This is a genomic window from Rhizomicrobium sp. (assembly GCF_056722145.1).
Window position 1 is genome coordinate 1 of sequence record NZ_JBWZET010000115.1, and the last position, 22508, is coordinate 22508.

General features: G+C 64.2%; 24 protein-coding genes. 11 read left to right on the forward strand and 13 right to left on the reverse strand.

Annotation, left to right across the window (positions count from 1 at the left end):
* The 8 genes from atpD to lepB (AC1P6P_RS06615) all read right to left on the reverse strand — a co-directional run.
* Nucleotides 1-1283: F0F1 ATP synthase subunit beta (atpD, locus tag AC1P6P_RS06580; protein ID WP_481401636.1), on the reverse strand; the 1283-nt coding region annotated here is incomplete at its 3' end.
* Nucleotides 1284-1431: 148 nt separating this feature from the next.
* A complete protein-coding gene (locus AC1P6P_RS06585; RefSeq protein WP_481401637.1) occupies nucleotides 1432-1605 on the reverse strand; it encodes a hypothetical protein in 174 nt (57 codons plus the stop codon).
* 51 nt (nucleotides 1606-1656) lie between these two features.
* A complete protein-coding gene (locus tag AC1P6P_RS06590; protein ID WP_481401638.1) occupies nucleotides 1657-2061 on the reverse strand; it encodes an organic hydroperoxide resistance protein in 405 nt (134 codons plus the stop codon).
* Nucleotides 2062-2077: 16 nt separating this feature from the next.
* Nucleotides 2078-2953 (reverse strand): F0F1 ATP synthase subunit gamma, encoded by an 876-nt coding sequence (locus AC1P6P_RS06595; RefSeq protein WP_481401639.1) that lies wholly within the window; start codon nucleotides 2951-2953, stop codon nucleotides 2078-2080.
* Nucleotides 2953-4482 carry a F0F1 ATP synthase subunit alpha gene (atpA, locus tag AC1P6P_RS06600; RefSeq protein WP_481401640.1) on the reverse strand — a complete coding sequence of 510 codons (1530 nt, stop codon included), beginning with the start codon at nucleotides 4480-4482 and terminating at the stop codon, nucleotides 2953-2955. The genes AC1P6P_RS06595 and atpA overlap by 1 nt, the downstream gene beginning before the upstream one ends.
* A 58-nt stretch (nucleotides 4483-4540) precedes the next feature.
* Nucleotides 4541-5101 carry a F0F1 ATP synthase subunit delta gene (locus AC1P6P_RS06605; protein WP_481401641.1) on the reverse strand — a complete coding sequence of 187 codons (561 nt, stop codon included), beginning with the start codon at nucleotides 5099-5101 and terminating at the stop codon, nucleotides 4541-4543.
* A 242-nt stretch (nucleotides 5102-5343) separates the two neighbouring features.
* Nucleotides 5344-6168 (reverse strand): signal peptidase I, encoded by an 825-nt coding sequence (lepB, locus tag AC1P6P_RS06610; protein WP_481401642.1) that lies wholly within the window; start codon nucleotides 6166-6168, stop codon nucleotides 5344-5346.
* Between the two features lie 66 nt (nucleotides 6169-6234).
* Nucleotides 6235-7143 carry a signal peptidase I gene (lepB, locus tag AC1P6P_RS06615; protein ID WP_481401643.1) on the reverse strand — a complete coding sequence of 303 codons (909 nt, stop codon included), beginning with the start codon at nucleotides 7141-7143 and terminating at the stop codon, nucleotides 6235-6237.
* Nucleotides 7144-7273: 130 nt separating this feature from the next.
* Between lepB (AC1P6P_RS06615) and AC1P6P_RS06620 the strand changes: the two genes are divergently transcribed.
* The 4 genes from AC1P6P_RS06620 to AC1P6P_RS06635 all read left to right on the forward strand — a co-directional run bounded on the left by AC1P6P_RS06620 (nucleotide 7274) and on the right by AC1P6P_RS06635 (nucleotide 11090).
* On the forward strand, nucleotides 7274-7801 hold the full coding sequence (locus tag AC1P6P_RS06620) for a peroxiredoxin (RefSeq protein WP_481401644.1): 528 nt from the start codon (nucleotides 7274-7276) through the stop codon (nucleotides 7799-7801).
* A 210-nt stretch (nucleotides 7802-8011) separates the two neighbouring features.
* Nucleotides 8012-8485: a preQ(1) synthase gene (queF, locus tag AC1P6P_RS06625; protein WP_481401645.1), complete on the forward strand. Its 474-nt coding sequence runs from the start codon at nucleotides 8012-8014 to the stop codon at nucleotides 8483-8485.
* Nucleotides 8486-8618: 133 nt separating this feature from the next.
* Nucleotides 8619-9698 (forward strand): methyl-accepting chemotaxis protein, encoded by a 1080-nt coding sequence (locus AC1P6P_RS06630; protein ID WP_481401659.1) that lies wholly within the window; start codon nucleotides 8619-8621, stop codon nucleotides 9696-9698.
* Between the two features lie 150 nt (nucleotides 9699-9848).
* On the forward strand, nucleotides 9849-11090 hold the full coding sequence (locus AC1P6P_RS06635) for a hypothetical protein (RefSeq protein WP_481401646.1): 1242 nt from the start codon (nucleotides 9849-9851) through the stop codon (nucleotides 11088-11090).
* Here AC1P6P_RS06635 and AC1P6P_RS06640 read toward each other — a convergent pair.
* Complete coding sequence (locus tag AC1P6P_RS06640; RefSeq protein WP_481401647.1) at nucleotides 11087-11602, reverse strand: PAS domain-containing protein; 516 nt, start codon at nucleotides 11600-11602, stop codon at nucleotides 11087-11089. The two genes, AC1P6P_RS06635 and AC1P6P_RS06640, sit on opposite strands and share 4 nt — an antisense overlap.
* A 146-nt stretch (nucleotides 11603-11748) precedes the next feature.
* On the opposite strand from AC1P6P_RS06640, the gene AC1P6P_RS06645 reads away from it, so the two are divergent.
* Nucleotides 11749-12426, forward strand: a complete 678-nt coding sequence (locus AC1P6P_RS06645; RefSeq protein ID WP_481401648.1) for an outer membrane beta-barrel protein — start codon at nucleotides 11749-11751, stop codon at nucleotides 12424-12426.
* Here the strand turns inward: AC1P6P_RS06645 and AC1P6P_RS06650 are convergent, their stop codons facing one another.
* From AC1P6P_RS06650 to ygfZ, 4 genes are read right to left on the reverse strand one after another with little or no spacing between them, the layout of a single operon-like run.
* Nucleotides 12427-13302, reverse strand: coding sequence for a DUF1684 domain-containing protein (locus tag AC1P6P_RS06650; RefSeq protein WP_481401649.1), 876 nt, complete (start codon nucleotides 13300-13302; stop codon nucleotides 12427-12429). It lies immediately after the preceding gene.
* 7 nt (nucleotides 13303-13309) lie between these two features.
* On the reverse strand, nucleotides 13310-13939 hold the full coding sequence (locus AC1P6P_RS06655) for a DNA-3-methyladenine glycosylase I (RefSeq protein WP_481401650.1): 630 nt from the start codon (nucleotides 13937-13939) through the stop codon (nucleotides 13310-13312).
* Entirely contained in the window at nucleotides 13936-14523 is a 588-nt protein-coding gene (locus tag AC1P6P_RS06660; RefSeq protein ID WP_481401651.1) for a VOC family protein, read from the reverse strand. Before AC1P6P_RS06660 ends, AC1P6P_RS06655 begins: the two co-directional genes overlap by 4 nt.
* Before the next feature lie 47 nt (nucleotides 14524-14570).
* A complete protein-coding gene (gene ygfZ, locus AC1P6P_RS06665) occupies nucleotides 14571-15353 on the reverse strand; it encodes a CAF17-like 4Fe-4S cluster assembly/insertion protein YgfZ (RefSeq protein WP_481401652.1) in 783 nt (260 codons plus the stop codon).
* A 56-nt stretch (nucleotides 15354-15409) separates the two neighbouring features.
* On the opposite strand from ygfZ, the gene AC1P6P_RS06670 reads away from it, so the two are divergent.
* From AC1P6P_RS06670 to AC1P6P_RS06695, 6 genes are all read left to right on the forward strand, one after another.
* Nucleotides 15410-16747 carry a dihydroorotase gene (locus tag AC1P6P_RS06670; RefSeq protein WP_481401653.1) on the forward strand — a complete coding sequence of 446 codons (1338 nt, stop codon included), beginning with the start codon at nucleotides 15410-15412 and terminating at the stop codon, nucleotides 16745-16747.
* Nucleotides 16748-17130: 383 nt separating this feature from the next.
* The gene (locus AC1P6P_RS06675; protein WP_481401654.1) at nucleotides 17131-17910 is read left to right on the forward strand and encodes a LysE family translocator; all 780 of its coding nucleotides are present in this window, start codon (nucleotides 17131-17133) and stop codon (nucleotides 17908-17910) included.
* A 114-nt stretch (nucleotides 17911-18024) separates the two neighbouring features.
* Nucleotides 18025-19209 (forward strand): hypothetical protein, encoded by a 1185-nt coding sequence (locus AC1P6P_RS06680; protein WP_481401655.1) that lies wholly within the window; start codon nucleotides 18025-18027, stop codon nucleotides 19207-19209.
* Complete coding sequence (locus AC1P6P_RS06685) at nucleotides 19206-19592, forward strand: hypothetical protein (RefSeq protein WP_481401656.1); 387 nt, start codon at nucleotides 19206-19208, stop codon at nucleotides 19590-19592. The genes AC1P6P_RS06680 and AC1P6P_RS06685 overlap by 4 nt, the downstream gene beginning before the upstream one ends.
* A 157-nt stretch (nucleotides 19593-19749) precedes the next feature.
* Entirely contained in the window at nucleotides 19750-20301 is a 552-nt protein-coding gene (gene bamJ, locus AC1P6P_RS06690) for a BamJ family beta-barrel-assembly machinery protein (protein ID WP_481401657.1), read from the forward strand.
* A 64-nt stretch (nucleotides 20302-20365) separates the two neighbouring features.
* Nucleotides 20366-22508: glycosyltransferase (locus AC1P6P_RS06695; RefSeq protein WP_481401658.1), on the forward strand; the 2143-nt coding region annotated here is incomplete at its 3' end.

The following is a 22508-nucleotide window of genomic DNA, read 5'->3' on the forward strand; positions in this document are numbered from 1 at the left end:
CCGGTGAACACTTCGGCGACGTGGAAGGGCTGCGAGAGGAAGCGCTGGATCTTACGGGCGCGGGCGACCGTCAGCTTGTCTTCTTCCGAGAGCTCGTCCATGCCGAGAATGGCGATGATGTCCTGCAGGCTCTTGTAGCGCTGCAAGGTCGACTGGACCTTACGGGCGACTTCGTAGTGTTCCTGACCGACGACATGCGGGTCGAGAATGCGCGAGGTCGAGTCGAGTGGGTCCACGGCCGGATAAATGCCGATTTCGGTCAGCGCACGCGACAGCACCGTGGTGGCGTCCAAGTGGGCGAACGAGGTGGCCGGCGCCGGGTCGGTCATGTCGTCGGCCGGCACGTAAATGGCCTGCACCGAGGTGATCGAACCCTTCGAGGTGGTGGTGATGCGTTCCTGCAGGGAGCCCATGTCGGTGGCCAGTGTCGGCTGATAGCCCACCGCCGACGGAATACGGCCGAGCAGCGCCGACACTTCCGAACCCGCCTGGGTGAAACGGAAGATGTTGTCGATGAACAGGAGCACGTCCTGGCCCTGGTCGCGGAAATACTCGGCGACGGTCAGGCCGGTCAGGGCGACGCGGGCGCGGGCTCCCGGAGGCTCGTTCATCTGACCGAACACCAGCGAGCACTTCGAACCGGCAGTGGAACCCTTCTTGGGGTCCTTGTTCACGCCGGACTCGATCATCTCGTGATAGAGGTCGTTGCCTTCACGGGTACGCTCGCCGACGCCGGCGAACACCGAATAGCCGCCGTGCTTCTTGGCGATGTTGTTGATCAGTTCCTGGATGAACACGGTTTTGCCGACGCCGGCGCCGCCGAACAGGCCGATCTTGCCGCCGCGGGAATAGGGCGCGAGCAGGTCGACGACCTTGATGCCGGTGACCAGCACCTGGGCTTCGGTCGACTGATCGGTGAACGAGGGCGCTTCGGCATGGATCGGACGGCGCTCGGCGGCGTCGACCGGACCGGCTTCGTCGACCGGATCGCCGATGACGTTGATGATGCGTCCGAGGGTGCCGTCGCCGACCGGAACCGCGATCGGGCGGCCGGTATCGGTCACGGACTGGCCGCGGACGAGGCCGTCGGTGGTGTCCATGGCGATGGTGCGGACGGTGGATTCACCCAGGTGCTGTGCGACTTCGAGCACCAGCCGGCGGCCGTGATTGTCGGTTTCCAGCGCGTTCAGGATTTGCGGCAGATGTCCTTCGAATTGGACGTCCACCACGGCGCCGGTAACCTGTGCCACCTTGCCGTTCAATTTGCTCGTCGTGTCGTTCATTGGCGTCACTTCCTCTCGAAACCTTCAGACGGCGCAGGGCACCGTGTTGAACTCGTGAGGAGGACAGGCGGGATAATTAGGCTTCGACCAGATAGAGACGTTTTTCGATACGATCAAGACGCAGGTCCATGTGATCAATCCTGGACGTCTAACTGGCGATCTGAACCTGCAGATGACCAAGTTGGGCCTGAATGGCCCCGGTGGTGCTTTCGATCGCCGTCAATCGCGATTTGATGTCGACACTATCGCGCTTCAAGTCCGCGATATCGGCACGCATCGCCCGCAGGATCTCAAGGACCAAGTTTTCGGTCTCTTCGGTCATATACCTGGTATATCCCACTTGCCTCCTTCGTTAAACGTCGTTTGTAACCGTTCAAAGTGCAGTCAAGGTGACCGGGATATTCCCGCGCGTCGCCTTGGAATACGGGCAGATCGAGTGGGCGTCTTCGAGCAGGGCCTGGACGGCGGCCTTGTCGGCGCCGGCGACCTTCAGCGTCATCTCGACGGAAAGCTTGAAGTCGTTGTTCTCGGTGTTGAGCGTCACGGCGCAGCCGACGACGGCCGCCGCCGGATCGATGCCGTGCTTCTTGGCGAGCACGATCACCGCCTGATTGAAGCAGGCCGAATAGCCGATGGCGAACAGCTGCTCGGGATTGTGCGCATCGCCGTCGCCGCCGAGTTCCTTGGGGAAGGACATGGCGAGCGCGAGCGCGCCGCCTTCGATCGCCGCACGTCCGGCGCGGCCGCCCTTGGAGATTGCTTTGGTCGTGTAGGCCATGTTCGTTCTCCTACGGTTAAAGCGCTTCGGCGCCCGAAATGATTTCGATCAGTTCCGAGGTGATCTTCGACTGGCGGGTGCGGTTGTAGACCAGCGTCAGCTTGGCGATCATCTCGCCGGCGTTGCGGGTGGCACCGTCCATTGCGGTCATCTTGGCACCGAATTCGCCGGCGACGTTTTCCAACAGCGCCGAGAAAATCTGCACACTGATGTTCCGCGGCAGCAGCTCGGCGAGGACTTCGCCTTCGTCCGGCTCGTACTCGTAGACCTGGGCCGGCGGAGCCGCCGCGTCATCCTCAATCGCTGCCGGGATCAGGCGCAGCGCGGTCGGGGTCTGCGTCATCACCGACTTGAAGCGGGCGTAGATCAAGGTGGCGACGTCGAACCTGCCGTCGTCGAACCACGCCAGCAGACGCTTGCCGATTTCGTCGGCATTGGCGAAGCCGATCTGGCGCACGCCGGTGAACTCCACCGTGTCGACGATGAGATCGCCGTACAGGCGCTTGAGCTGATCGCGTCCCTTGCGGCCGACGCAGAGGATCTGCACGTCCTTGCCTTCGGACTTCAACTCCTCGATCTGCGCCCTGGCGAAGCGCACGATGTTGGTGTTGAAACCGCCGCACAGGCCGCGGTCGGCGGTGCAGACCACCAGCAGATGCCGCTGGTCCTTGCCGTTGCCGGTGAGCAGCTTGGGGCCGCCGGGATTGTTCTTGAGCCCGGCCGCCATGCCCGAGATCACCGCCTTCATCTTCTGGGCGTAGGGGCGGGCGGCTTCATTGGCCTGCTGGGCGCGGCGCAGCTTCGACACCGCCACCATTTGCTGGGCTTTGGTGATCTTGCGCGTCGCCGTGACGGAGGCGATGCGTGTGCGGAGTGCCTTCAGCGATGCCATCAGACGAACTCTTTCGCGTAGTCGTCGATTGCGGCCTTGAGCTTGCCTTCGATCTCGGCGTTGAGGGCGCCGACGGTGCGAATGGCGTCGAGGATATCCTGGTGCTTGCCGCGCAGGATCGAGAGCAGGCCGCGTTCGAAGGCGCCGACCTTGGCGATCGGCAGCTTGTCGAGATAGCCCTTCACGCCGGCATAGATCACCGCGACTTCCTCTTCCACCGGCAGCGGCGAATACTGCGGCTGCTTGAGGAGTTCGGTCAGGCGGGCGCCGCGGTTCAGCAGGCGCTGGGTGGAAGCGTCGAGGTCGGAACCGAACTGGGCGAACGCCGCCATTTCGCGGTACTGCGCCAGTTCCAGCTTGATCGAGCCGGCGACCTGCTTCATCGCCTTCACCTGCGCCGACGAGCCGACGCGCGACACCGAGATGCCGACGTTCACCGCCGGGCGGATGCCCTGATAGAACAGGTCGGTTTCAAGGAAGATCTGGCCGTCGGTGATCGAAATCACGTTGGTCGGAATGTAGGCCGAGACGTCGTTCGCCTGGGTCTCGATGACGGGCAGGGCGGTCAGCGAACCCCCGCCGTAATCCTCGTTCATCTTCGCGGCGCGCTCGAGCAGGCGGCTATGCAGATAGAAGACGTCGCCCGGATAGGCTTCGCGCCCCGGCGGGCGGCGCAGCAACAGCGACATCTGGCGATACGACACGGCCTGCTTCGACAAGTCATCGTAGATGATCAGGGCGTGCATGCCGTTGTCGCGGAACCACTCGCCGATGGCGCAGCCGGCGAACGGCGCCAGGTACTGCAGCGGGGCCGGCTCGGCGGCGGTGGCGGAGACCACCACGGTGTATTCCATGGCGCCGGCGTCTTCGAGCGTCTTGACGATCTGCGCGACGGTGGACAGCTTCTGCCCGATGGCGACGTAGATGCAGTAGAGCTTCTTCTTCTCGTCGCCCGACTGGTTGATCTTCTTCTGGTTCAGGATGGTGTCGATCGCGATCGCGGTCTTGCCGGTCTGGCGGTCGCCGATGATCAGTTCGCGCTGGCCGCGGCCGATCGGGATCAGGGCGTCGATCGCCTTGAGGCCGGTCTGCATCGGCTCTTTCACCGAGCGGCGCGGAATGATGCCGGGGGCCTTGACGTCGACGACGCGCTTTTCGGTCGAGGGGATCGGGCCCTTGCCGTCCATCGCATTGCCGAGCGGGTCGATGACGCGGCCGAGCACGCCCTTGCCGACCGGCACGTCGACGATGGCACCGGTGCGCTTGACAGTGTCGCCTTCCTTGATGGTCGTGTCGGAGCCGAAAATCACGACGCCGACGTTGTCGCTTTCAAGGTTGAGGGCCATGCCCTTGATGCTGCCCGGGAACTCGACCATTTCGCCGGCCTGGACGTTGTCGAGGCCATAAACGCGGGCGATGCCGTCGCCGACCGACAGAACCTGTCCGACTTCGCTGACTTCCGCTTCGGCGCCGAAGTTCTGGATCTCGCGCTTGAGAATTGACGAGATTTCGGCCGGTTGGATGTTCATCGTGCTACTTCCTTTTATCCTGGGCAGAAAGAGTGTCTCACGCCGAAGCGCGAGGAATTCAGTGGTTGGCGCCGCGCATCGCGAGGCGAAGTCCGTTCAGCTTGGAACGGAGCGAAGAGTCGATCATGCGCGAGCCGACCTTGACCACGAGGCCGCCGAGCAGCGTCGGATCGATTTCGGTCTTGAGCAGCGGATCGCGGCCGAGCCTGTCCTTGAGGGCGCGCTTCAGTTCGTCGACCTGCGCGTCGTTGAGGACGTGGGCCGAGGTCACCTGGGCCTCGATCTCACCCTTCTCGCGTTCGACCAGCGTGCCGTAGTCGCGAATGATCGCCGGCAACAGGAACAGACGGCGTTTGGCGCACAACAGCAGCACGAAACGCACCGTCAGCGCGTCGGCTTCCAGCGCGCCGAGCAGGGCCTGCATTCCCTTGGCTTGATCCTCGCGGGCAAACACCGGCGCCCGCACCAGGCGAGCCAGATCGGTGCTTTCCGCAAGGGCGGCTTTTAGAGATTGAAAATCGCGTCCGACCGCGTCGATCGATTTCGCTTCCAGGGCAAGCTCGAAGACGGCCAGCGCATAGCGCCCTGCGATCCCCGAAAGATGAGCTTCGTTTGCCACGCTTTATCCGTTTCATCGGAGCCGGAGAGAGACCCTCCGTTGCTCCATTAAACCCCTGAGGGGAAATGAAAAATTAGCGGCGCGCGCGAATCCTTAAGCGTGCGCGGCGTGGGCCTTAGCATGGGATGGGAAGGGGGCGCAACCAGCGGGGAGGTCGCGGGGTTTACGCAGGCCAAAATGGCGCAACACCACCGCCGCTTTCCTGTGCAACCGGACCGCGATTGCGGCAAAAACGAGGCTATTCACTTCACCTGCGACAGCGTCCGGTTGAGGCGCATTTGGAATGGCCATTCCCAGAAGCCGCTGGCGTTGACGAAATCGACCGAGGCGACGATCACGCGGGCGCGGCCGACGACATTGGCCGCCGGCAGGAAGCCGACCCCGTTCATCTCCCGCGGCACCCGGCTGTCGGCCGAGTCGTCGCGATTGTCGCCCATCACAAACAGGTTACCGGGCGGGACCACGTACTCCGGCGTGTCGTCAAACAGCCAGCCGCCGGGCTTTTTGTAGATCGGGTGCTCGCGGCCGTTGGGCAGGGTTTCCACATAGCGCTCGACGTCGAGATAGTCGCCCGGATTGCGCTCGCCGGGTCCATCTTCGGCTTGGCCACTGCCTTCGGCGCGCACCGGCAGTTCGCGGCCGTTGATCCATAGCCGGCCGGCTTTCATCTGGACGCGATCGCCGGGCAGCGCCACCACGCGCTTGACCAGGTTCTGCGACGAGCCGTCGGGCTTGCGGAATACCACCACGTCGCCGGGCTGCGGCAGACTGGCAAACAGCTGGCGCGTCGGCGTTGGCCCAAAAGCGAACGGCAGCGAGTAGCGCGAGTAGCCGTAGGAGTATTTCGTGGCCAGCAGCAGATCGCCGATTCCAAGCGTCGGCTGCATCGAGCCGGACGGCACGTAGAACGGTTGGGCGACGGCGCTGGCCCCCATATAGATGACGCCGAAGATGATCAGCGGCTCTTTCACCCAGTCCCAAGCCGCGCGGACGCGATCGCGCGGGAAAATGCGCCGCAGGCCTTTGCGAAACCGGATCCAACGGACAAACGACGCAGACCGAGTCATGGGACGCCCCTCCAGGCCCTTACCTGAGGCGAGCCGGTGCAACTTTCAAGCCCTGCCGCGAAGCCTTTACCGCACCAGGTTGAGCAGGCGCGAGCCGCGGAAGTAGATCGGCCATTCCCAGAAGCCGGCGGCGTTCTTGAAATCCACCGAGCCGATCACGACGAAGGCGCGGCCGACCAGATTGCCGGTGGGCACAAAGCCGACACCGCATTGCTCGATCGGGAAGCGGCTGTCGCAGGAATCGTCGCGGTTGTCGCCCATCATGAAGACGTGATCCTGCGGCACGAGATATTCCTGGGTGTTGTTGGCCGGACCGTCCATCAGCTTCTTGAACACCTGATGGGTGCGACCGTTGGGCAGGGTCTCTTCATAGATGGCGGTCGGGGCGAAGCTGCCGTCGCCGTCTTCGTCGTCGGCCATGCGGATGTAGTTCAGCGGCAGCTCCCGGCCGTTGATCCAGAGGTGGCCGTCCTTCATCTGGATGCGGTCGCCCGGCAGCCCGACCACGCGCTTGACGAACGTGGTCTTGGGATTGCTCGTCAGGCGGAAGACGATGACGTCGCCGACCGTCGGCAGGCGCTGCAGCACCGGCTTGGGCGTCTCGGTCGACGAGCCGAGGAAAATGTAGTCGAAGGGCAGCGAATAGCGCGAATAGCCATAGGCGAACTTGGTCGCCAGCACGGCATCGCCGATCGCCAGCGTCGGCTCCATCGACCCCGACGGAACGTAGAAGGGCTGCACCACGATGCTGGTGAATCCGAACATCAGGAGAACGGCGTAAAGCGGCTCCTTGACCCAGTCCCAGACGGCCTTGACGTCGTCGCGGGCCCAGAAGTCGGCAACCGGCTTGGGCACCAGCGGCTTCAGGGTGGCGCGCACGCGGGCCGTCACCCCAGCCAACCCCTTCGGGGGGAGCGGCGGAACGGCCGAGGCCGTCTTGACGGTGCTAGCGGTCTTCTGCGGCTCGGGTTGCATCAGGCGGTCGCCCCTCGGTTAGCCCCACGCATTTCGTGGTTTTTGCTCGGACTTTCAAGTGCAGACAGCGGTTGCCGTCGTGCCCGGTCGCCCGCATAGTCCTGCCCGGGCCCGACAGAGGAAGTACTCCATGAAGCGCGCTTTCGCCAGTATCGCCTTGATCTTGGCCGTTGCTCCGGCCCAGGCCGCGTTGACGGTCGGGGCGCCGGCACCGGATTTCTCCACCCAGGCCTCGATGGGTGGAAAAGAATTCACCTTCGCCTTGGCCGCGGCGCTGAAGAAGGGGCCGGTGGTCCTCTACTTCTACCCGGCGGCCTTTACCAAGGGCTGCACCATCGAAGCCCACGACTTCGCCGAGGCGACCGACAAGTTCGCCGCCCTGGGCGCCACCGTAATCGGGGTCAGCCACGATGGCATCGCCAAGCTCAACGAGTTCTCGGTCAGCGGGTGCCGCTCCAAATTCGCGGTAGCGGCCGATCCGGACGGCAAGGTGATCGCGGCCTACGACGCCAAGATGCCGGTAGTGCCGTACGCCAACCGCATTTCCTACGTCATCACCCCCGACCACAAGGTCGCCTTCGTCTACAGCGCCATGAATCCCGACCAGCATGTCAGCCTGACGCTGGCGGCGGTGAAGAAGTGGAAAGAGGGAAAGTAGGACACAAACGCTGTCATCCCGGCCAAGGGCTTCGAAGCACGAAGTGCGTAGCAGCGCGCAGAGCCGGGACCTACCCAGGCGCAAGTCAGATTTCCGCGTGGGTCCCGGATCGCGCCAACCTGCCGGATGGTGAAATCTCCAAGGCGCGTCCGGGATGACATCGGCGGATCGGTGCTATAAATCGCGCCGCCGATTCATCTGAATGCTCCCATGCGCAAGAAACCCGCCCTCAAGAAGACCCTGACCCAGCTCGGCCACCGCGTGGCGCCGATCCCGGCTTCGCCGGCGGACGCCCGGCTGGAGGCCGTCCCCAATCCTCATCCGGGTACGGATTATGTCGTGCGCTTCACGGCGCCGGAGTTCACCTGCCTGTGTCCGGTGACCGGCCAGCCCGACTTCGCGCATTTCGTCATCGACTATTGCCCGGCGAAGACGCTGGTGGAGTCGAAATCGTTCAAGCTTTATCTCAACAGCTACCGCAACAATCCGGCCTTCCACGAAGACACCACAATTGCCATCGGCAAGCGGCTGGTCGAGATCTTGAAGCCGAAATACCTGCGCATCTGTGGCTACTGGTATCCGCGCGGCGGTATTCCGATCGACGTGTTCTGGCAGACCGGACGGCTGCCGCGAAACGTCTGGCTGCCCGATTTGGAAGTCGAGCCCTATCGCGGCCGCGGCTGATCCACCGGCGCGATTGTCGTAACGGCTGATTAAGGCCTGGCGCCGCAATTGCCTCAGCGCTGAGCAGACCGCGCCCGCGGCGAGCAGTGGGTCGCGATTTTTTGCGAGCGCCGCGCATGCTGCACAAAAAGAGATCAGTAATTCTACGCAGAGACGAAATGTCTCCTTAAATGCTTGTGCCGCAGACTATTCCTCATTCGCGGGGGATTACATGCAGGACGACATCATCAAGCTGAGCAGCGAAGTCGCGCGCGTTACCGAAGAGAAGATCGGGCTGATCGATGCCATTACGCGCCAAACGCACCTGTTGTCGCTGAACGCCCGTATCGAGGCGGCGCGGGCGGGCTCGACCGGCAATGCGTTTGCTGTGGTGGCGTCCGAGATGGGCAGCGTCGCCAAGGACATCGGCGTGGTCAGCCTCGAACTCAAGAACGCCATTGCCGCGAACGTTGCGGTGATGGCCGACATGGTGGCGCGTTTCCGCGGCATGCGCTGCCAGGATCTGGCGCTCAATATTATCGAAATCATCGACCGCAATCTCTATGAGCGCTCGTGCGACGTGCGCTGGTGGGCGACCGACAGTGCCGTGGTGGAAGCGGCCGAGGACCCGACCGCGGAGCGCTGTCGCTATGCCGTGTCGCGGCTGGCGACGATTTTGCGGTCCTACACGGTCTATCTCGACCTGTGGGTCGCCGACGCGCGCGGGCGGGTGATCGCCAACGGCCAGCCCGACAAATACCGTGTTGCCGGTGCCGATGTTTCGGGCACGTCGTGGTTTCGCGATGCAATGGCGACGCGCTCGGGCGAGGACTTTGCGGTTGCCGATATCGCTGCCAATCCGGGCCTCGGCGATGCCGCGGTCGCGACCTATGCCACCGCCATCCGCGAGCGAGGCGACACCAACGGCCGCCCGATCGGGGTACTCGGCATCTTTTTCGACTGGGCACCGCAGGCGCGCACCGTCGTCACCGGTGTCGGACTGGCGGACGAGGAGAAGGCGGCGTCCCGCGTGCTGATCGTCGATGCCGCCGACCGCGTGATTGCGGCGTCGGACGGCAAAGGCGTGCTCAAAGAGCAGTACCGGCTCGACCGTTCCGGCGGCAATCGCGGCTACTACGCGCGCGACGGGCGGCTGGTGGCCTATTCGCTGACGCCGGGCTACGAAACCTACAAGGGGCTGGGCTGGTACGGGGTGATCGAGACTGCGCAATAGCGCCGCTGCGGCCCCGGATATGGGGTTATAGTTTACAAGTAGTTGTCTGTTAACCGCCCAATTAGTCGATAACTTTCTGGTTACGCCCTGCGCCTAGGCTGAATACCCTAGGTGCGAGTAGCGCGTTCGATGCAGCAGAATTTATCGCCCATGTTGGCCGCCGCCGCATCGCCAGCGTTTTTGGCGAAAGGCTGCGTCAATGTTGTGGAGCTTGATGCTCTGAAGGAAAATGCCGGGGAGCGCTGGCCGCGCATCCGCGACGGCGTTTATGCGCGCCTGGAATCGCTGTTGCGCTCCAAACTCGGCCCCAACGACCTGTTCATCCGTCTCGGCGACACCGCCTATCTCGTCACCATGCCGACGACCGATGCCGACGATGTCAGCGCCATCTGCACGCGCGTTGCCTACGACCTGCACATCAGTTTTCTCGGCGAATGCGGCCTGGCGCAGATTCACGTCGATACCGTGGTCGGTGGCGAGGACGATGGCTTGATCCTGAAGCGGCTGCCGCCGTCGACGGTTGCCGTGCTTGCCGAGCGTGTCGGTATCGGCGAATTGCTCTCCAGCAAAGACGGCAAGCCGCGCCACCACGATCATGCCCACACCAAGAGCCCCGATAACCGTCCGGCGACGGTAAATGGCGTCTCGCCTGTGGAGGTGGAGCACCAATTCGTGCCGGTGTGGTCGGTGCCCAACGCGGCGGTGACGACCTATGGCTGCGAGCCCAAGGCGGTCCGCATCGCCGGGCGGCCGGCAAATGTCGCGACCACTGTGCTGGAGCCCAAGGAGCGGCTGTTCATCGAGATGTCGGTGCTGCAGCGCGGCATCGCCCAATTGGCGCGGGCGCAGCAGAGTGGTCATCGCTTTTTGTTGAACCTGCCGCTGTCGTTCGACGTGTTCGGCTCGCCGGCCGGGCGCATGGAGGTGCTGTCGGCCTGCCGCGAGATGAGCCGCGATTACCGGGCGCTGATCAATTTCGTGATCTTCAACGTGCCGCTCGGCGTCGGCCAGACGGCGCTCGCCAACATGGTGACGGCGCTCAATCCGTTCGGCCGCGGCGTGGTGGCGACGATCCATCCCCAGACGCGCGCGTTCAGCTGCTATCAGGGCATTGGATTGAAGGCGGTCGGCTACGATATGTGCGAATTGCCGCCGCGCGGTTCGTTTGCGCCCGACGATGCCGAGCGGCTGTCGCAGTTCGCCCGGCGCAACGCGCTCGGCACGTTCCTGCACGGTATTCGTGACAAGAACACGCTGAAATATGCCCAGGATGCGGGCATCCAGTATCTGTGCGGCCCGGCCGTTGCTCCGGCCATGGACGAACCGCGCGGCATGTGGCGCCTGAGTTGGGGCGAGGTGCTGGCGAAGCCGGACGTCGAACTCTGGGTTTAGCCCGCGATTTCGGTGTCGATTTCGAGCGTCGCGGCGCCGATTTCGGCGTAGAGATTCAGCGTCTCGAGCGCGGTATCGGGAATCGAGATGCCGAGGATCGAATTCAGCGCGCCATCGTCGTCGGCCATCGGCACCAGCAGGCGTTCGATCCCGACCGCGCGCTCGGTCCAGGCATAGCGCCCGCGCACATAAAGGAATGTCTCGCTGGCGACGACCCGGTCGTAGGTCTGCGCCAAGCGCTCGCGCAACGGTTCGACGCCGACCGCGCTAAGCCGCATGTGAGTGACATCGGTCCCGAATAGCAGCGACATGTGCTCGCCGGCGAGGCTGAAGCGATAGTCGCCGGGCAGGACGTCGATCAGGAAATAATAGCCGAGCAGGGCCGGCACTCGTGTCGGCCGGAAGTCGTGCCGCTTGGGTAAATCCACGCCGGGCGCCAGCTCCTGGAAATAGCGCGCCGCGGCGGCGATGGCGGGATGGACTTGGCTGGCGAGGAGGCGCTCGAAGTTCATGGCTGTAGTGTCGCGCGAAGAGGTGCGCGAGGCGTTAATGCGTCGGCGTTTGCCAGCATTGCGACTGCGAAAACGTCGCAACAACCGTGCCTTGCAAAACGCAGCCGTCGCGCCCACTTTCGCGCATCAACATTGGGGGGTTGGTCATGCGAGTGGGGCTTCTGGCAGCGACGACTGTTCTGGCGGCGATGACCGTCGGAGCATGGGCCGACGATGATGCGTTTCATCCCTATTTCGGTGCCGGCTACGAACGCGGCATGCTCGCCTTCAAAACTTCCAACCTCTACGGCAAAACGCTCAACGGCTATTCGCCGTTCGGAGGCGTGACCTTCGGCCGGTATTTCGCGTTCGAAATGTCCGTTCGGATGGGGTACGGCACGGGCGGTTCGACGCCGGCCTCCACGTCTGTAGAGACCACCAAGACCGACACCGTCACGACCGTCAGCACGACCGACTACCATTCCTCGGCACTCGGTATCGGCACGGATCTTTATGTGCGTCTGCCGCTCGGACACACCGGTCTGGTGCCGTTCGTGTTCACCGGCCTGTCGGTCGCCAAGGTCAAGGAAATGACGCAGACGGATTCGACGATTACCGCGCGAAAAATCGGAGCGACCGATCCGACCAAGGACATCGTCACCCATGCCACCGATTTCGCCACGCTCGCGGGCAGATCCGAAGTCAGCCCCGAAGTTGGGCTCGGACTGGCGTATTACTACGGCGGCGCCGAGCTGCGCGTATCCGGCCGCGTCCAGAATCTCAACATGGACAACAGCGGCAAATACCTGCTCACCCTCAACGCCGGGCTGCTGCTGCGGGTGTGATCAAGGCGCCGCGTGCGGGTCTTTCTCGCCGGTTTTCATCGCCAGCGGGATGAAGTCGATCGCGTACGGGCAATTGAAGAAGCTCGAGCGGGCGCAGTTCGGGTTGTAGGCGAAATTGAAATCGATGGTCACCGTTGCCGGCGGGAACTTGCCGATCGGTTCCACTACATCGACATAGCGCCCGGCCTGATAGGCGCCTTTGCCGGTGAGCTGGTCGGTGAAGAACGAACTCAGTGTCTTCACCTCAACCGGTTTGCTGGCGTCGCCGTAGAGCGGCAGGGTGATGGTCTTGCCCTGCAACGAGAACGTCGCATCACCGGCATGGAAGAACTGCTTGTCGAGGCCGCGCGAGGTGCGAAAGACGTGCGGGGTGAATTTCGGATCGGGCGTGAACCGCGCCGTGACGCGATAGGCCGGATCGTAAGGAAAAACGGCGATGCCCTTGAATGCCTTCGCCGCCGCCGCCTTCTGGTCGAACACCCACAACCTGAGGCCGGTTTCTCCTGGCGCCATCTGGGTCGCGCCGCCGGTGACATCCACGCCCGGCGCAATGTCGATGCCGTTCGCCAGCATGGCGGGTGACACCGGCTGACCGGCCCGGCTCAGCACCGGCTTGCCTTGTGCGAACGAGGCGACGAGGGCGGCGTTGGGCTGCTTGCCCTTCACCCACCGCGCCGGCTTGTTGGGATCGACGACCAGCGAAGCGAATTCGCCGTCGTGGAGATAGACGGCGTCGATGATCTTCAAATACGCGTGCTTGTTGGTCGCCCACACCGCGTTGGCGTCGGCGATGCCGTCTTTCCACTCTTCGGCCGGGGTCTTGGCGTTGGCGGCCGTCAGCAGCAGCAGCACGGCAGCGAGGGCGTATTTCAGCATCGGTATCTCACTTGGCGCGGGCGCGCTTTTCTTCCAGCATCGGCAGCGCCACGGTGGACGCCAGTTTCTCGCACTCGGCATGGCGGAAGCAGGTGACGAGGTGGTCGTTGACCATGCCGATCGCCTGGGCGAAGGCGTAGACGATCACCGGGCCGCAGAAATTGAAGCCGCGCTGTTTCAGTTCCTTGGCCAGCTTCTGGCTCATCGGCGTTTCGGCGGGCGTTTTGCTGCCCGCGCGCCAGTGATTGATCTTCGGCTTGCCGTCGACGTGCTTCCAGATCAGATAGGGAAACCCGCCGGGCTCCTTCTCCTGGATGTCGAGCCAGAGCTGGGCGCCCTTGATCGCGGCGTTGATCTTGGCCGGGCTGCGGATGATGCCTTCGTTGGTCACCAGCCGCGCCACCTCGCGCTTGCCGTAGCGGGCGATCTTCTCCGGCTCGAAGCCGTCGAAGGCTTTGCGGAAGTTCTCGCGCTTGCGCAGAATCGTGATCCACGACAGCCCCGCCTGGAAGCCGTCGAGCACCAGCTTTTCGTATAGCGCCCGGGCGTCGAACTCCGGCACGCCCCATTCCTTGTCATGGTAGGAGACGTACAGCGGATCGACGCCCGGCCACGGGCAGCGCGAGACTTCGCTCACTTCCGGGCCTTCTTCTTGGCGACTTTCTTGGCCGGCTTCTTGGCAACCTTTTTCGCCACCTTCTTGGCGGCCTTTTTCACCGGCGCGACTTTCTTCGCGGCTTTCTTTACCGGGGCGGCCTTCTTGGCTGGCGCCGCTTTCTTGGCCGCCTTTTTTGCCGGAGCGGCTTTCTTGACCGCCTTCTTGGCGGTTTTCTTCGGCGCCGCCGGCAGCGGCAGCAGCGTCGCTTCCAGCTTATTGCCGTCGAGGTCGATCACGAAGGCACCGTAATAATCCGGCCTGTAGTCGGGGCGCGGGCCGGGGGCGCCGGCATCCTGGGCGCCGAGTTCCACTGCCGTGGCGTGAAAGGCATCCACCGCCGCGGTTGTGCGGGCGACGAAGCTGATGTGCACGCCGTTACCCGCGGTCGCGACCTGCTGGTTATGGGGCATCTGGACCCAGAACTCGGGCTTGTCCTCGCCATAGCCGATGCCATAGGGCAGGAACTCCAGCACGCGCTTGTAGCCGAGGGCGCCGAGCACGGCGTCGTAGAACTCAGCGGCGCGTTCGACATCGCGCACGCCGACGGAAACATGATGCAACATGGGTAACCCTCCTGAATGTGTTGGGACGCGCGGTGGCGCCGAGTGACTCACTTGAAAAGCCATTCCGGTTTTAGGATCGAAACGTCGGCGCCTGCTACCGTGAGCGGGCCGGGGGTTTCCGCCAGCCGGTCGAGACGGACGAGAGCAAAGCCGGCGTCGCCATACGACGACATCACGCTACCGAGTTCGACCGCACCGGCGGTCAGCGCCGTGCCGGCCGCGATTTCGGCATCGGGGGCGCTGAACGGCAGGAGGCGTTTGCGATCGGTGCCGCGATGCTTCATGCGGGCGGTCAGTTCCTGGCCGACATAGCAGCCCTTGGTGAAGGAAATGGCATTGAGCTCGTCGAGATCGCCATCGAGAGCGAACACCTTTTCGTTGCCGAAATCGGCCGCCTCGGGCACGCCATGGGTCCAGCGCCAGTCGTGATAGGCGTCGGTGCCATCGACAGTCTCAACATCGGCTGCGACGACATTGCGCTGGCCGAGTACCGCCAGGCGCGGGTCGTCGGGGCCAGCATCGGCGATGACGATGCGGTCGTTGCGCGGTTCGATGGTGACCTGGGCGCGCAGCTTGTACAGCGTCAGGCGCTGGACCAGCCCCGGGCGCTGCTGCATCTGGACGTCGATCAGGATGGTGTCGTCCTCGGCGAACAACAGGAAATCGAACAGGATTTTGCCCTGCGGCGACAGCAGGGCGGCGTACAGCGGCTGTCCGGGCGTCAGGTTTGTGACATCGTTGGTGATCAGCCCCTGCAGGAACGGGCGCGCTTCGGGGCCCGAAACGGCGATGACGGCGCGGTCGCTGAGGTGGCAGGGTTTGCGAATCAAGCGGGCCTCGTTCGGTGCTGTTGCCAAGGATCGGCGCGCAGCCTACTGCTTGGCGTATGGAAAGCTACGATCTTTTGCTCCGCGGAGGGATGTGTGCAACGCCGAACGGCATTGCACAAGCCGATGTTGGTGTACGCGATGGCAAGATTCGCGCGATCGGCAGTCTCACCGGTCCGGCGGCCGAGGTGTTCGATGCCACCGGGCTCCACGTCCTTCCCGGCGTGATCGATACCCAGGTGCATTTCCGCGAACCCGGCAACGCCCACAAGGAAGACCTTGAGTCCGGCTCGCGCGCCGCCGTGCTCGGCGGGGTGACGGCGGTTTTCGAGATGCCGAACACCAATCCGCCGACCACCACGCGCGCCGCCATCGAAGACAAGCTGGCGCGGGCCGCCGGGCGGATGCATTGCGACCACGCCTTCTACGTCGGCGCGACGCCGGACAATGTCGGGGCGCTGTCCGAGCTGGAAAAGCTGCCGGGCGTGTGCGGCGTGAAGGCATTCCTCGGCTCCTCCACCGGCACGCTGCTGCTGGAGCAGGAAGACGCGATTTTCGCGGCGCTGCAGGGCGGCTCGCGGCGCATGGCGGTGCATTCCGAGAACGAGCAGCGCCTGCGCGAACGCAAACCCTACGCCGTGCGCGGCGATGTGCGGACCCATCCCGTTTGGCGCGATGCCGAGACGGCGCGTTCTTCGACCGAGCGGGTGCTGCGGCTGGCACGGGCGGCGGGGCGGCGGCTGCATGTCCTGCACGTCACAACGGCCGACGAACTGCCGCTGCTCGCCGAATCGCGCGATCTGGCAACAGTGGAAACCACGCCCCAGCACCTCACTCTGGCGGCGCCGGAGTGCTACGAGCGCCTCGGCACGCTCGCCCAGATGAACCCGCCGATCCGCGAGGCCCATCACCGCGAGGCGCTGTGGCAGGCGGTGGCCGACGGCCTGATTGACGTCATCGGCTCCGACCACGCGCCGCATACGCGCGAGGAAAAAGCCAAGACCTATCCCGACTCGCCGTCGGGCCTGACCGGCGTGCAGACGCTGGTGACGCTGATGCTCGACCACGTCGCCGCCGGCCGGCTGACGCTGGAACGCTTCGTCGATCTGACCAGCGCCGGCGCGGCGCGCATCTTCGGCATCGCCGACAAGGGCCGCATCGGCATCGGCTACGACGCCGACTTCACCGTCGTCGACTTGAAGGCGAAAAAGCGGATCGAGAATTCGTGGATCGCGTCGCGCTGCGGCTGGACTCCCTTCGACGGGATGGAAACCACCGGCTGGGCCGTGGCCACCATCATCCGCGGCACGACGGTGATGCGCGACGGTGCCCTGGTGACGGCGGGCGCCGGCAAGCCGCTCCGGTTCTGGGAGACGCTGCAACGCACTGCCCGGTAATTCGTAGGCGGAGCAACGCTCCGGCCCCGGACGATAGGCTTAACAGCGATGGGAACATCGCTCCTGCGGCGGGGTGTGGCGGACCAATCGTCTCTGGACAACTCATGGTCGCGTCGTCGCGTCGCATGGCTGCGACCCTGCAAGCCGGGACACTTTGCCGTAATGGCTGAAGCCCAAATCGGGGAAATCGGCCGCAATTCGGGGGACGGGGAGGGAACCGCTGCTCGGCGCCGGGGTTACGGGCCGGTCGGGCCGCGACAGAGGCAACTACCAACTCGCCACCGGCAGGGGATATTGTTCTATAAGCGGCGCGCCGCCGGAAAGACGCCAGGGAACCTTATGATCCATACGAATGCGCCAACCGGCCAAGCTGTCGGGGTCTGATGGATTACGTAACGATCATCCTCACAGGTTGGGCGATCGGGCTCATTGCGGCCGTTCCGATCGGACCGGTGAATCTGATCTGCATTCGCCGGACGCTGCAATTCAATGCGTTCTACGGCTTCCTGTCGGGGCTTGGCGCCTCGCTCGGCGACGGTATTTTCGCCTGCATCGCCGCCTTCAGCCTGACCGCCATTGCCCAGATCATCGGTGCCTATTCGGTGCCGCTGCAGATCGGCGGCGGCATCATGCTGACGGTCATGGGACTGCGCATGTTTTTCGCCTCGCCGCCGGAGCGAATCGGTGACGCCCTGATCGCGGCGGGCGGTGCCACCTGCAACGGCAAGCCGGCCAACGGCAACGGCAACGGCAAGAATGGCAACGGCAAGAACGGCGCCATCAAATCGCCGGCCCGCGGCATGGCCACCACCTTTGCGCTCACCACCACCAATCCGGCGACGTTGCTGTGGTTCTTCTCGGGCGCCGCCGGCCTCGGCGGATTGTCGGAAAGCCTGCGCTTCTTCCAGGCGGCGTTCTGGGTGCTCGGCGTCATGCTCGGCTCGGCGACCTGGTGGCTGGTGCTGACCACCACGGTCGGCAAGCTGCACGCCAAGATCGACGACCACGTTGTCCAGATCATCAACCGGGTCTCCGGCGTGCTGGTGTTCCTGTTCGGCCTCGCGGTGCTGCTGCACGTCGTGTTTCCGCACCTGTTCAGCGCCGCCGACCTGCCGGGCGCGGCCGCCCGCCACGCTGCACTCCCAATTCACTGGGCTTTGTGACATCCTCATCCGGGGCGTGCAGGCGAGGGTGAGGCCTGCCCGGCGGGGTGCGTCATGACGTCTGAAATTGTGTTGATGAATCAACGTGCTATTGCGTTGGCCGCGGATTCTGCGGTGACCATGATCGATGACGAACGGGTGATCGTCCGCAATGATCAGAAGAAGCTGTTCAATCTTGCCGAGGGTTTGCCGGTCGGGGTGATGTTCTTCGGCATCGCCGATCTGATGGGCCATCCCTGGGATGTGCTGGTCGAGCATTTCGGCAGCCATGCCCGGCCCAAACCGATGGCGCATGTCCGCGACTATGCCGAAAGCCTGTTCAGTCTGCTCGACGTGCTTGAGAGCTTCTTTCCGCCGGCGCGCCAGCGCGACGAGTACAAGCGGCTGGTACTGTCGGTCTTCCGCTTCATCTTCCGCCTCGCCGATTACCTGCAGTCGACCGGCACCGAAGGTCCCGACGAGGTCATCCTGGGTGAGGCGATCGAACTGGTGTGGGGGCGCTACCAAAGGTATGTCGACGGCCGTCCGCGCCGCGATCTCGACTGCTTCCCGCCCGGCTTCGCCGACCGCATCAAACGCGATTACGCCGATACCGCCGAGGAGATGATCGGCTATGCCTTCCGGGCATTTCCGCTGGATCTGGCGGCACGCCAGCGGCTGTGCGACATCGCCGTGTTCTGCGTCGTGAAGGATTTGTTCCTTGAGGACGTCACCGGGCTGGTGTTCGGCGGCTTCGGCAGCGGCGATGCCTACCCGGTGCTGGTCACCTACAATGCTTCGGCGGTGATCGGCGGCATCGTCAAGCGGGCGCAGGTCGACGAAACCAGGATCGACGGCGACGTTCACGCCTCGATTTCGCTCTACGCCGAAAGCGATGCCTCGTACGCCTTCCTGGGCGGGATCGATATCGATCTCGAGGCGCGCCTCTATGACACCGTCTCCGAGGTGTCGAGCGAGCTGGTCGACAATGTCGTGGGCCGTTTTGACAACATCGATCCCGCCGAGCGCGAGAGCATCCGCCGCGAGGCCCAGGAGGAATGCGTGCCGCAGGCGGTGGAAAGCTGCTACCGCACGCTCAATTCCTTCCAGCGCAGCACCTACATCGACCCGATCCTCGCGGTGGTGGAAATTTCCACCCGTCAGGACCTCGCCGAGACCGTGCACGACCTCGTGGCGCTCAACATTTTCAAGAAGCGCATTTCCGCCCAGGACCCGACCGTTGGCGGCGCCATCGATGTGGCCGTGATCAGCCGCGACGCCGGCTTCACCTGGTGGAAACGGCAGGGAGTGATGGCATGACCGCGCCGCGTTCGCATTTCGCCGAGGCCGCCGATCGGCTCGAACACACCATCGAAGAGTTGAAAGCGCGCCAGTACGACGCCACCGGAACCAAGCCGCCGCCGGCCCCAACGCCGACCCGGCAGCCGCTCAACCCGGACGAAGCCTGGGCCAAGTCGTTTGCCACCCATTCGATGACCACCCGCCGCGGCGAATCCGCCTCGCCGGCGCCCGGCTACAAGCTGCCGCGGTCGGAGCGGCCCCGCATCCCGGATATGCCCAAGCCCGCGAGGCCCGAACCGGCACGCGAAACCGGCGCCTCCGGCCACATCGGCGGCGCCCTCGGCAAACCGGCCGGCAAGCGCGGCCTCCTGGCGCGCCTGTTCCGCGGGCCAAAGGGTTAACCGGCCGCGATAATTAGGCTGGCGCACCCGCCCTGCCTTTGGGTTATTCTGTGGGTCTGACATAGGAAGGGCACCGGGCGTTCACGCGCTCGGATATGGTGTAGTGCGCGAGTCGCGGAGTGCCGCGGCCGAGGCGTACCTGTGAAGAGGAATTACCATGCGTCTTGCACTGATTTTGGCGGTCCTGCTGATGGCAACGGCGGCCCATGCGGCCGGTCCCGATCCCAAGCTTTCGCCGGCTGCCAACCAGGCGTATCTGGCGGCGTGGGACAAGGCCCATCTCGGCAAACCCGGTGCGGTGATCAAGCCGTCGGGCCTGCGCTATCAGATCTTGCGGAGCGGCTACGGCATGCGGCCGCGGCCGACCGATTACGTGACGGTCTATTACACCGGCACGCTGATCAACGGCGAGAAGTTCGACGGCACCGAAGAGGGCATGCCGGTCCGCTTCAAGGTCAACTCGCTGATCTCGGGCTGGGCCGAAGCGCTGACCCTGATGAAGGTCGGCGACCGCTGGCAGATTCTCATTCCGTACAAGCTCGGCTATGGCGAAGCCGGTTCGCCGCCGCAGATTCCGCCGATGCAGACGCTGGTGTTCGAGGTCGAACTGATGAAGGTCGTTCCGGCGCGTCTGCGCCCGGCCGATCCCAACAACCCGGACGACAAGCATGCCGGTGAGGATCTCGGGCCGGACGACCCCGATCGGTGATCGTGCAGCGGCAACGGCAAACGGCCGGACCCGTCGCGAGGCGGGTGCCGGCGGAGCGTAATACGTGACGAACAAGCTGGCTCAGCTTCTGCGCGGTCGCGGCGGCGCGCTTCGTATCGCCCTGGCGCTCTTGCTGGTGGTGTCGGCCAGCGCGCTGTTCTGGGCCAGCCGCGACTACACCGTCATGGCGCCGGAGTGGGACGGCCTGGTGCGTGGGGTCACCTACTATCCGAGCCACACCTACGACAGCGAGCAGCTTAAGCACGTTCCGCCCGAGCGCATCGACGCCGACATGGCGCAGCTCAGCCGCTTCACCGGTCACGTCCGCACCTACACGGTGAATTACGGCCTCGACAAGGTTCCGGAAATCGCCCAGCGCTACGGTCTCACCGTGTCGGTCGGCATCTGGATCGGCGCCGATCTCGACAAGAACGAAATCGAGATGGACAAGGCGCTGGCGGCGATTCTCGCCAACCGGCGCGCCATCGACCGCGTCATCGTCGGCAACGAAGCCTTGATGCGCGGCGACGTCACCGACCAGCAGCTGATCGGCTACATCAAGCGCGTGCGCGCGGCGCTGCCGGCCCGCATCAAGGTGACGACCGCCGAAACCTGGTCGACCTGGCTGATGCACGACGAAGTCGGCCAGTATTGCGACGTGATTTTCGTCCACCTGTTGCCGTACTGGGAAGGCGCCGACATCCGCGGTTCGATGGGTTTCCTGCAGGGCGCCTTCAACCACGTCCAGAATGAGTTCCCCGACAAGCCGATCGTGATCGGCGAGGTCGGCTGGCCGTCGCAGGGCCGCACCATGAACAATGCGGACGCCTCGCTCGCCAATCAGGCCTATTTCATCCGCAACTTCGTGCAGCTCGCGCTCGACAAGGGCTACGACTACTACATCATCGAGGCCTACGATCAGCCGTGGAAGGCCGCGATCGAAGGCAAGGGCGGCGGCGTCGGCGCCTATTGGGGCCTGTTCAACGCCGAAGGCCAGCCGAAATTCAATTTCACCGGCACGGTGCGCTCGTTCCCGCAGTGGCGGAGATACACGCTGCTGGCGGCGGCGTTCTCGCTGCTGCTCGGCTTCATCATTCTCGGGCGCATGCCCAAGGTGCGCTCCACCGGCTATGTCGTGATCGGCGGACTGGTGGCGCTGGTGACGACCGGCATCCTGCTCCTGATCGACGCGGTGACGCTGAACTATGTCGATCCCACCAACATCGCGATGATCCTGGCGATGAGCCCGCTGGTGTTGCTGGCGTCGATCGTCATCCTGACCGAAGGCGTCGAGCTGGCGTCGGCGTTGTGGCGGGTGGACAAGCGCCTGGTGCGGGCGACGATCCCCGAGAATCCGCCGATGGTCTCGGTGCATGTTCCTTGCTACAACGAACCGCCCGAGATGCTGATCGCGACGCTCGATGCGCTGGCGCGGCTCGACTACGAGAATTTCGAGGTCATCGTTCTCGACAACAACACGCCGGACGAGGAATCCTGGAAGCCGGTTCAGGCGCACTGCGCCATGCTGGGCCCGCGCTTCCGCTTCTTCCATGTCGGCGGCGTCAAGGGGTTCAAGGCCGGCGCGCTCAACATCGCGATCACGCTGACCCACCCGGATGCGAAATATGTTGCGGTGATCGACAGCGACTATCACGTCGATCCCAACTGGATGCGGCTGACGCTGCCCTATTTCGCCGACGAGCGCATCGCCATCGTGCAAGGCCCGCAGGATTATCGCGACGCCGACGAAAGCCTGTTCAAGGCGATGTGCTACGAGGAATATCGCGGCTTCTTCCAGATCGGCATGGTCGAGCGCAACGAAAGCGACGCCATCATCCAGCACGGCACCATGACCATCGTGCGCAAGGACAAGCTCGACGAAGTCGGCGGCTGGGCGACGTGGTGCATCACCGAGGATACCGAACTCGGCCTTCGCCTGTTCGAGGCCGGCTACGGCGCCGCCTATCTGCCGGTGTCGATGGGCAAAGGCCTCATTCCCGACACGCTGAAATCGTTCCAGGGCCAGCGCTATCGCTGGGTCTACGGCGCCATGCAGATCATGAAGCGGCACGCCGGCGCGATCTTCTTCGGCAAGACCGATCTGTCGTGGGCGCAGCGCTACCACTTCTTCTCCGGCTGGCTGCCGTGGCTCAGCGACGGGCTCGGCATGATCGTGACCTTCATCGCGCTCGGCTGGAGCTTCGCGA

What these genes read in the sequence shown, in the direction of transcription:
- AC1P6P_RS06585 (WP_481401637.1), bottom strand. Translation starts at nt 1,605, where the DNA reads ATGACCGAAGAGACCGAAAACTTGGTCCTTGAGATCCTGCGGGCGATG.
- AC1P6P_RS06590 (WP_481401638.1), bottom strand. Translation starts at nt 2,061, where the DNA reads ATGGCCTACACGACCAAAGCAATCTCCAAGGGCGGCCGCGCCGGACGT.
- AC1P6P_RS06595 (WP_481401639.1), bottom strand. Translation starts at nt 2,953, where the DNA reads ATGGCATCGCTGAAGGCACTCCGCACACGCATCGCCTCCGTCACGGCG.
- atpA (WP_481401640.1), bottom strand. Translation starts at nt 4,482, where the DNA reads ATGAACATCCAACCGGCCGAAATCTCGTCAATTCTCAAGCGCGAGATC.
- lepB (WP_481401642.1), bottom strand. Translation starts at nt 6,168, where the DNA reads ATGACTCGGTCTGCGTCGTTTGTCCGTTGGATCCGGTTTCGCAAAGGC.
- lepB (WP_481401643.1), bottom strand. Translation starts at nt 7,143, where the DNA reads ATGCAACCCGAGCCGCAGAAGACCGCTAGCACCGTCAAGACGGCCTCG.
- AC1P6P_RS06620 (WP_481401644.1), top strand. Translation starts at nt 7,274, where the DNA reads ATGAAGCGCGCTTTCGCCAGTATCGCCTTGATCTTGGCCGTTGCTCCG.
- queF (WP_481401645.1), top strand. Translation starts at nt 8,012, where the DNA reads ATGCGCAAGAAACCCGCCCTCAAGAAGACCCTGACCCAGCTCGGCCAC.
- AC1P6P_RS06635 (WP_481401646.1), top strand. Translation starts at nt 9,849, where the DNA reads ATGTTGGCCGCCGCCGCATCGCCAGCGTTTTTGGCGAAAGGCTGCGTC.
- AC1P6P_RS06640 (WP_481401647.1), bottom strand. Translation starts at nt 11,602, where the DNA reads ATGAACTTCGAGCGCCTCCTCGCCAGCCAAGTCCATCCCGCCATCGCC.
- AC1P6P_RS06645 (WP_481401648.1), top strand. Translation starts at nt 11,749, where the DNA reads ATGCGAGTGGGGCTTCTGGCAGCGACGACTGTTCTGGCGGCGATGACC.
- AC1P6P_RS06650 (WP_481401649.1), bottom strand. Translation starts at nt 13,302, where the DNA reads ATGCTGAAATACGCCCTCGCTGCCGTGCTGCTGCTGCTGACGGCCGCC.
- AC1P6P_RS06660 (WP_481401651.1), bottom strand. Translation starts at nt 14,523, where the DNA reads ATGTTGCATCATGTTTCCGTCGGCGTGCGCGATGTCGAACGCGCCGCT.
- AC1P6P_RS06670 (WP_481401653.1), top strand. Translation starts at nt 15,410, where the DNA reads ATGGAAAGCTACGATCTTTTGCTCCGCGGAGGGATGTGTGCAACGCCG.
- AC1P6P_RS06675 (WP_481401654.1), top strand. Translation starts at nt 17,131, where the DNA reads ATGGATTACGTAACGATCATCCTCACAGGTTGGGCGATCGGGCTCATT.
- AC1P6P_RS06685 (WP_481401656.1), top strand. Translation starts at nt 19,206, where the DNA reads ATGACCGCGCCGCGTTCGCATTTCGCCGAGGCCGCCGATCGGCTCGAA.
- bamJ (WP_481401657.1), top strand. Translation starts at nt 19,750, where the DNA reads ATGCGTCTTGCACTGATTTTGGCGGTCCTGCTGATGGCAACGGCGGCC.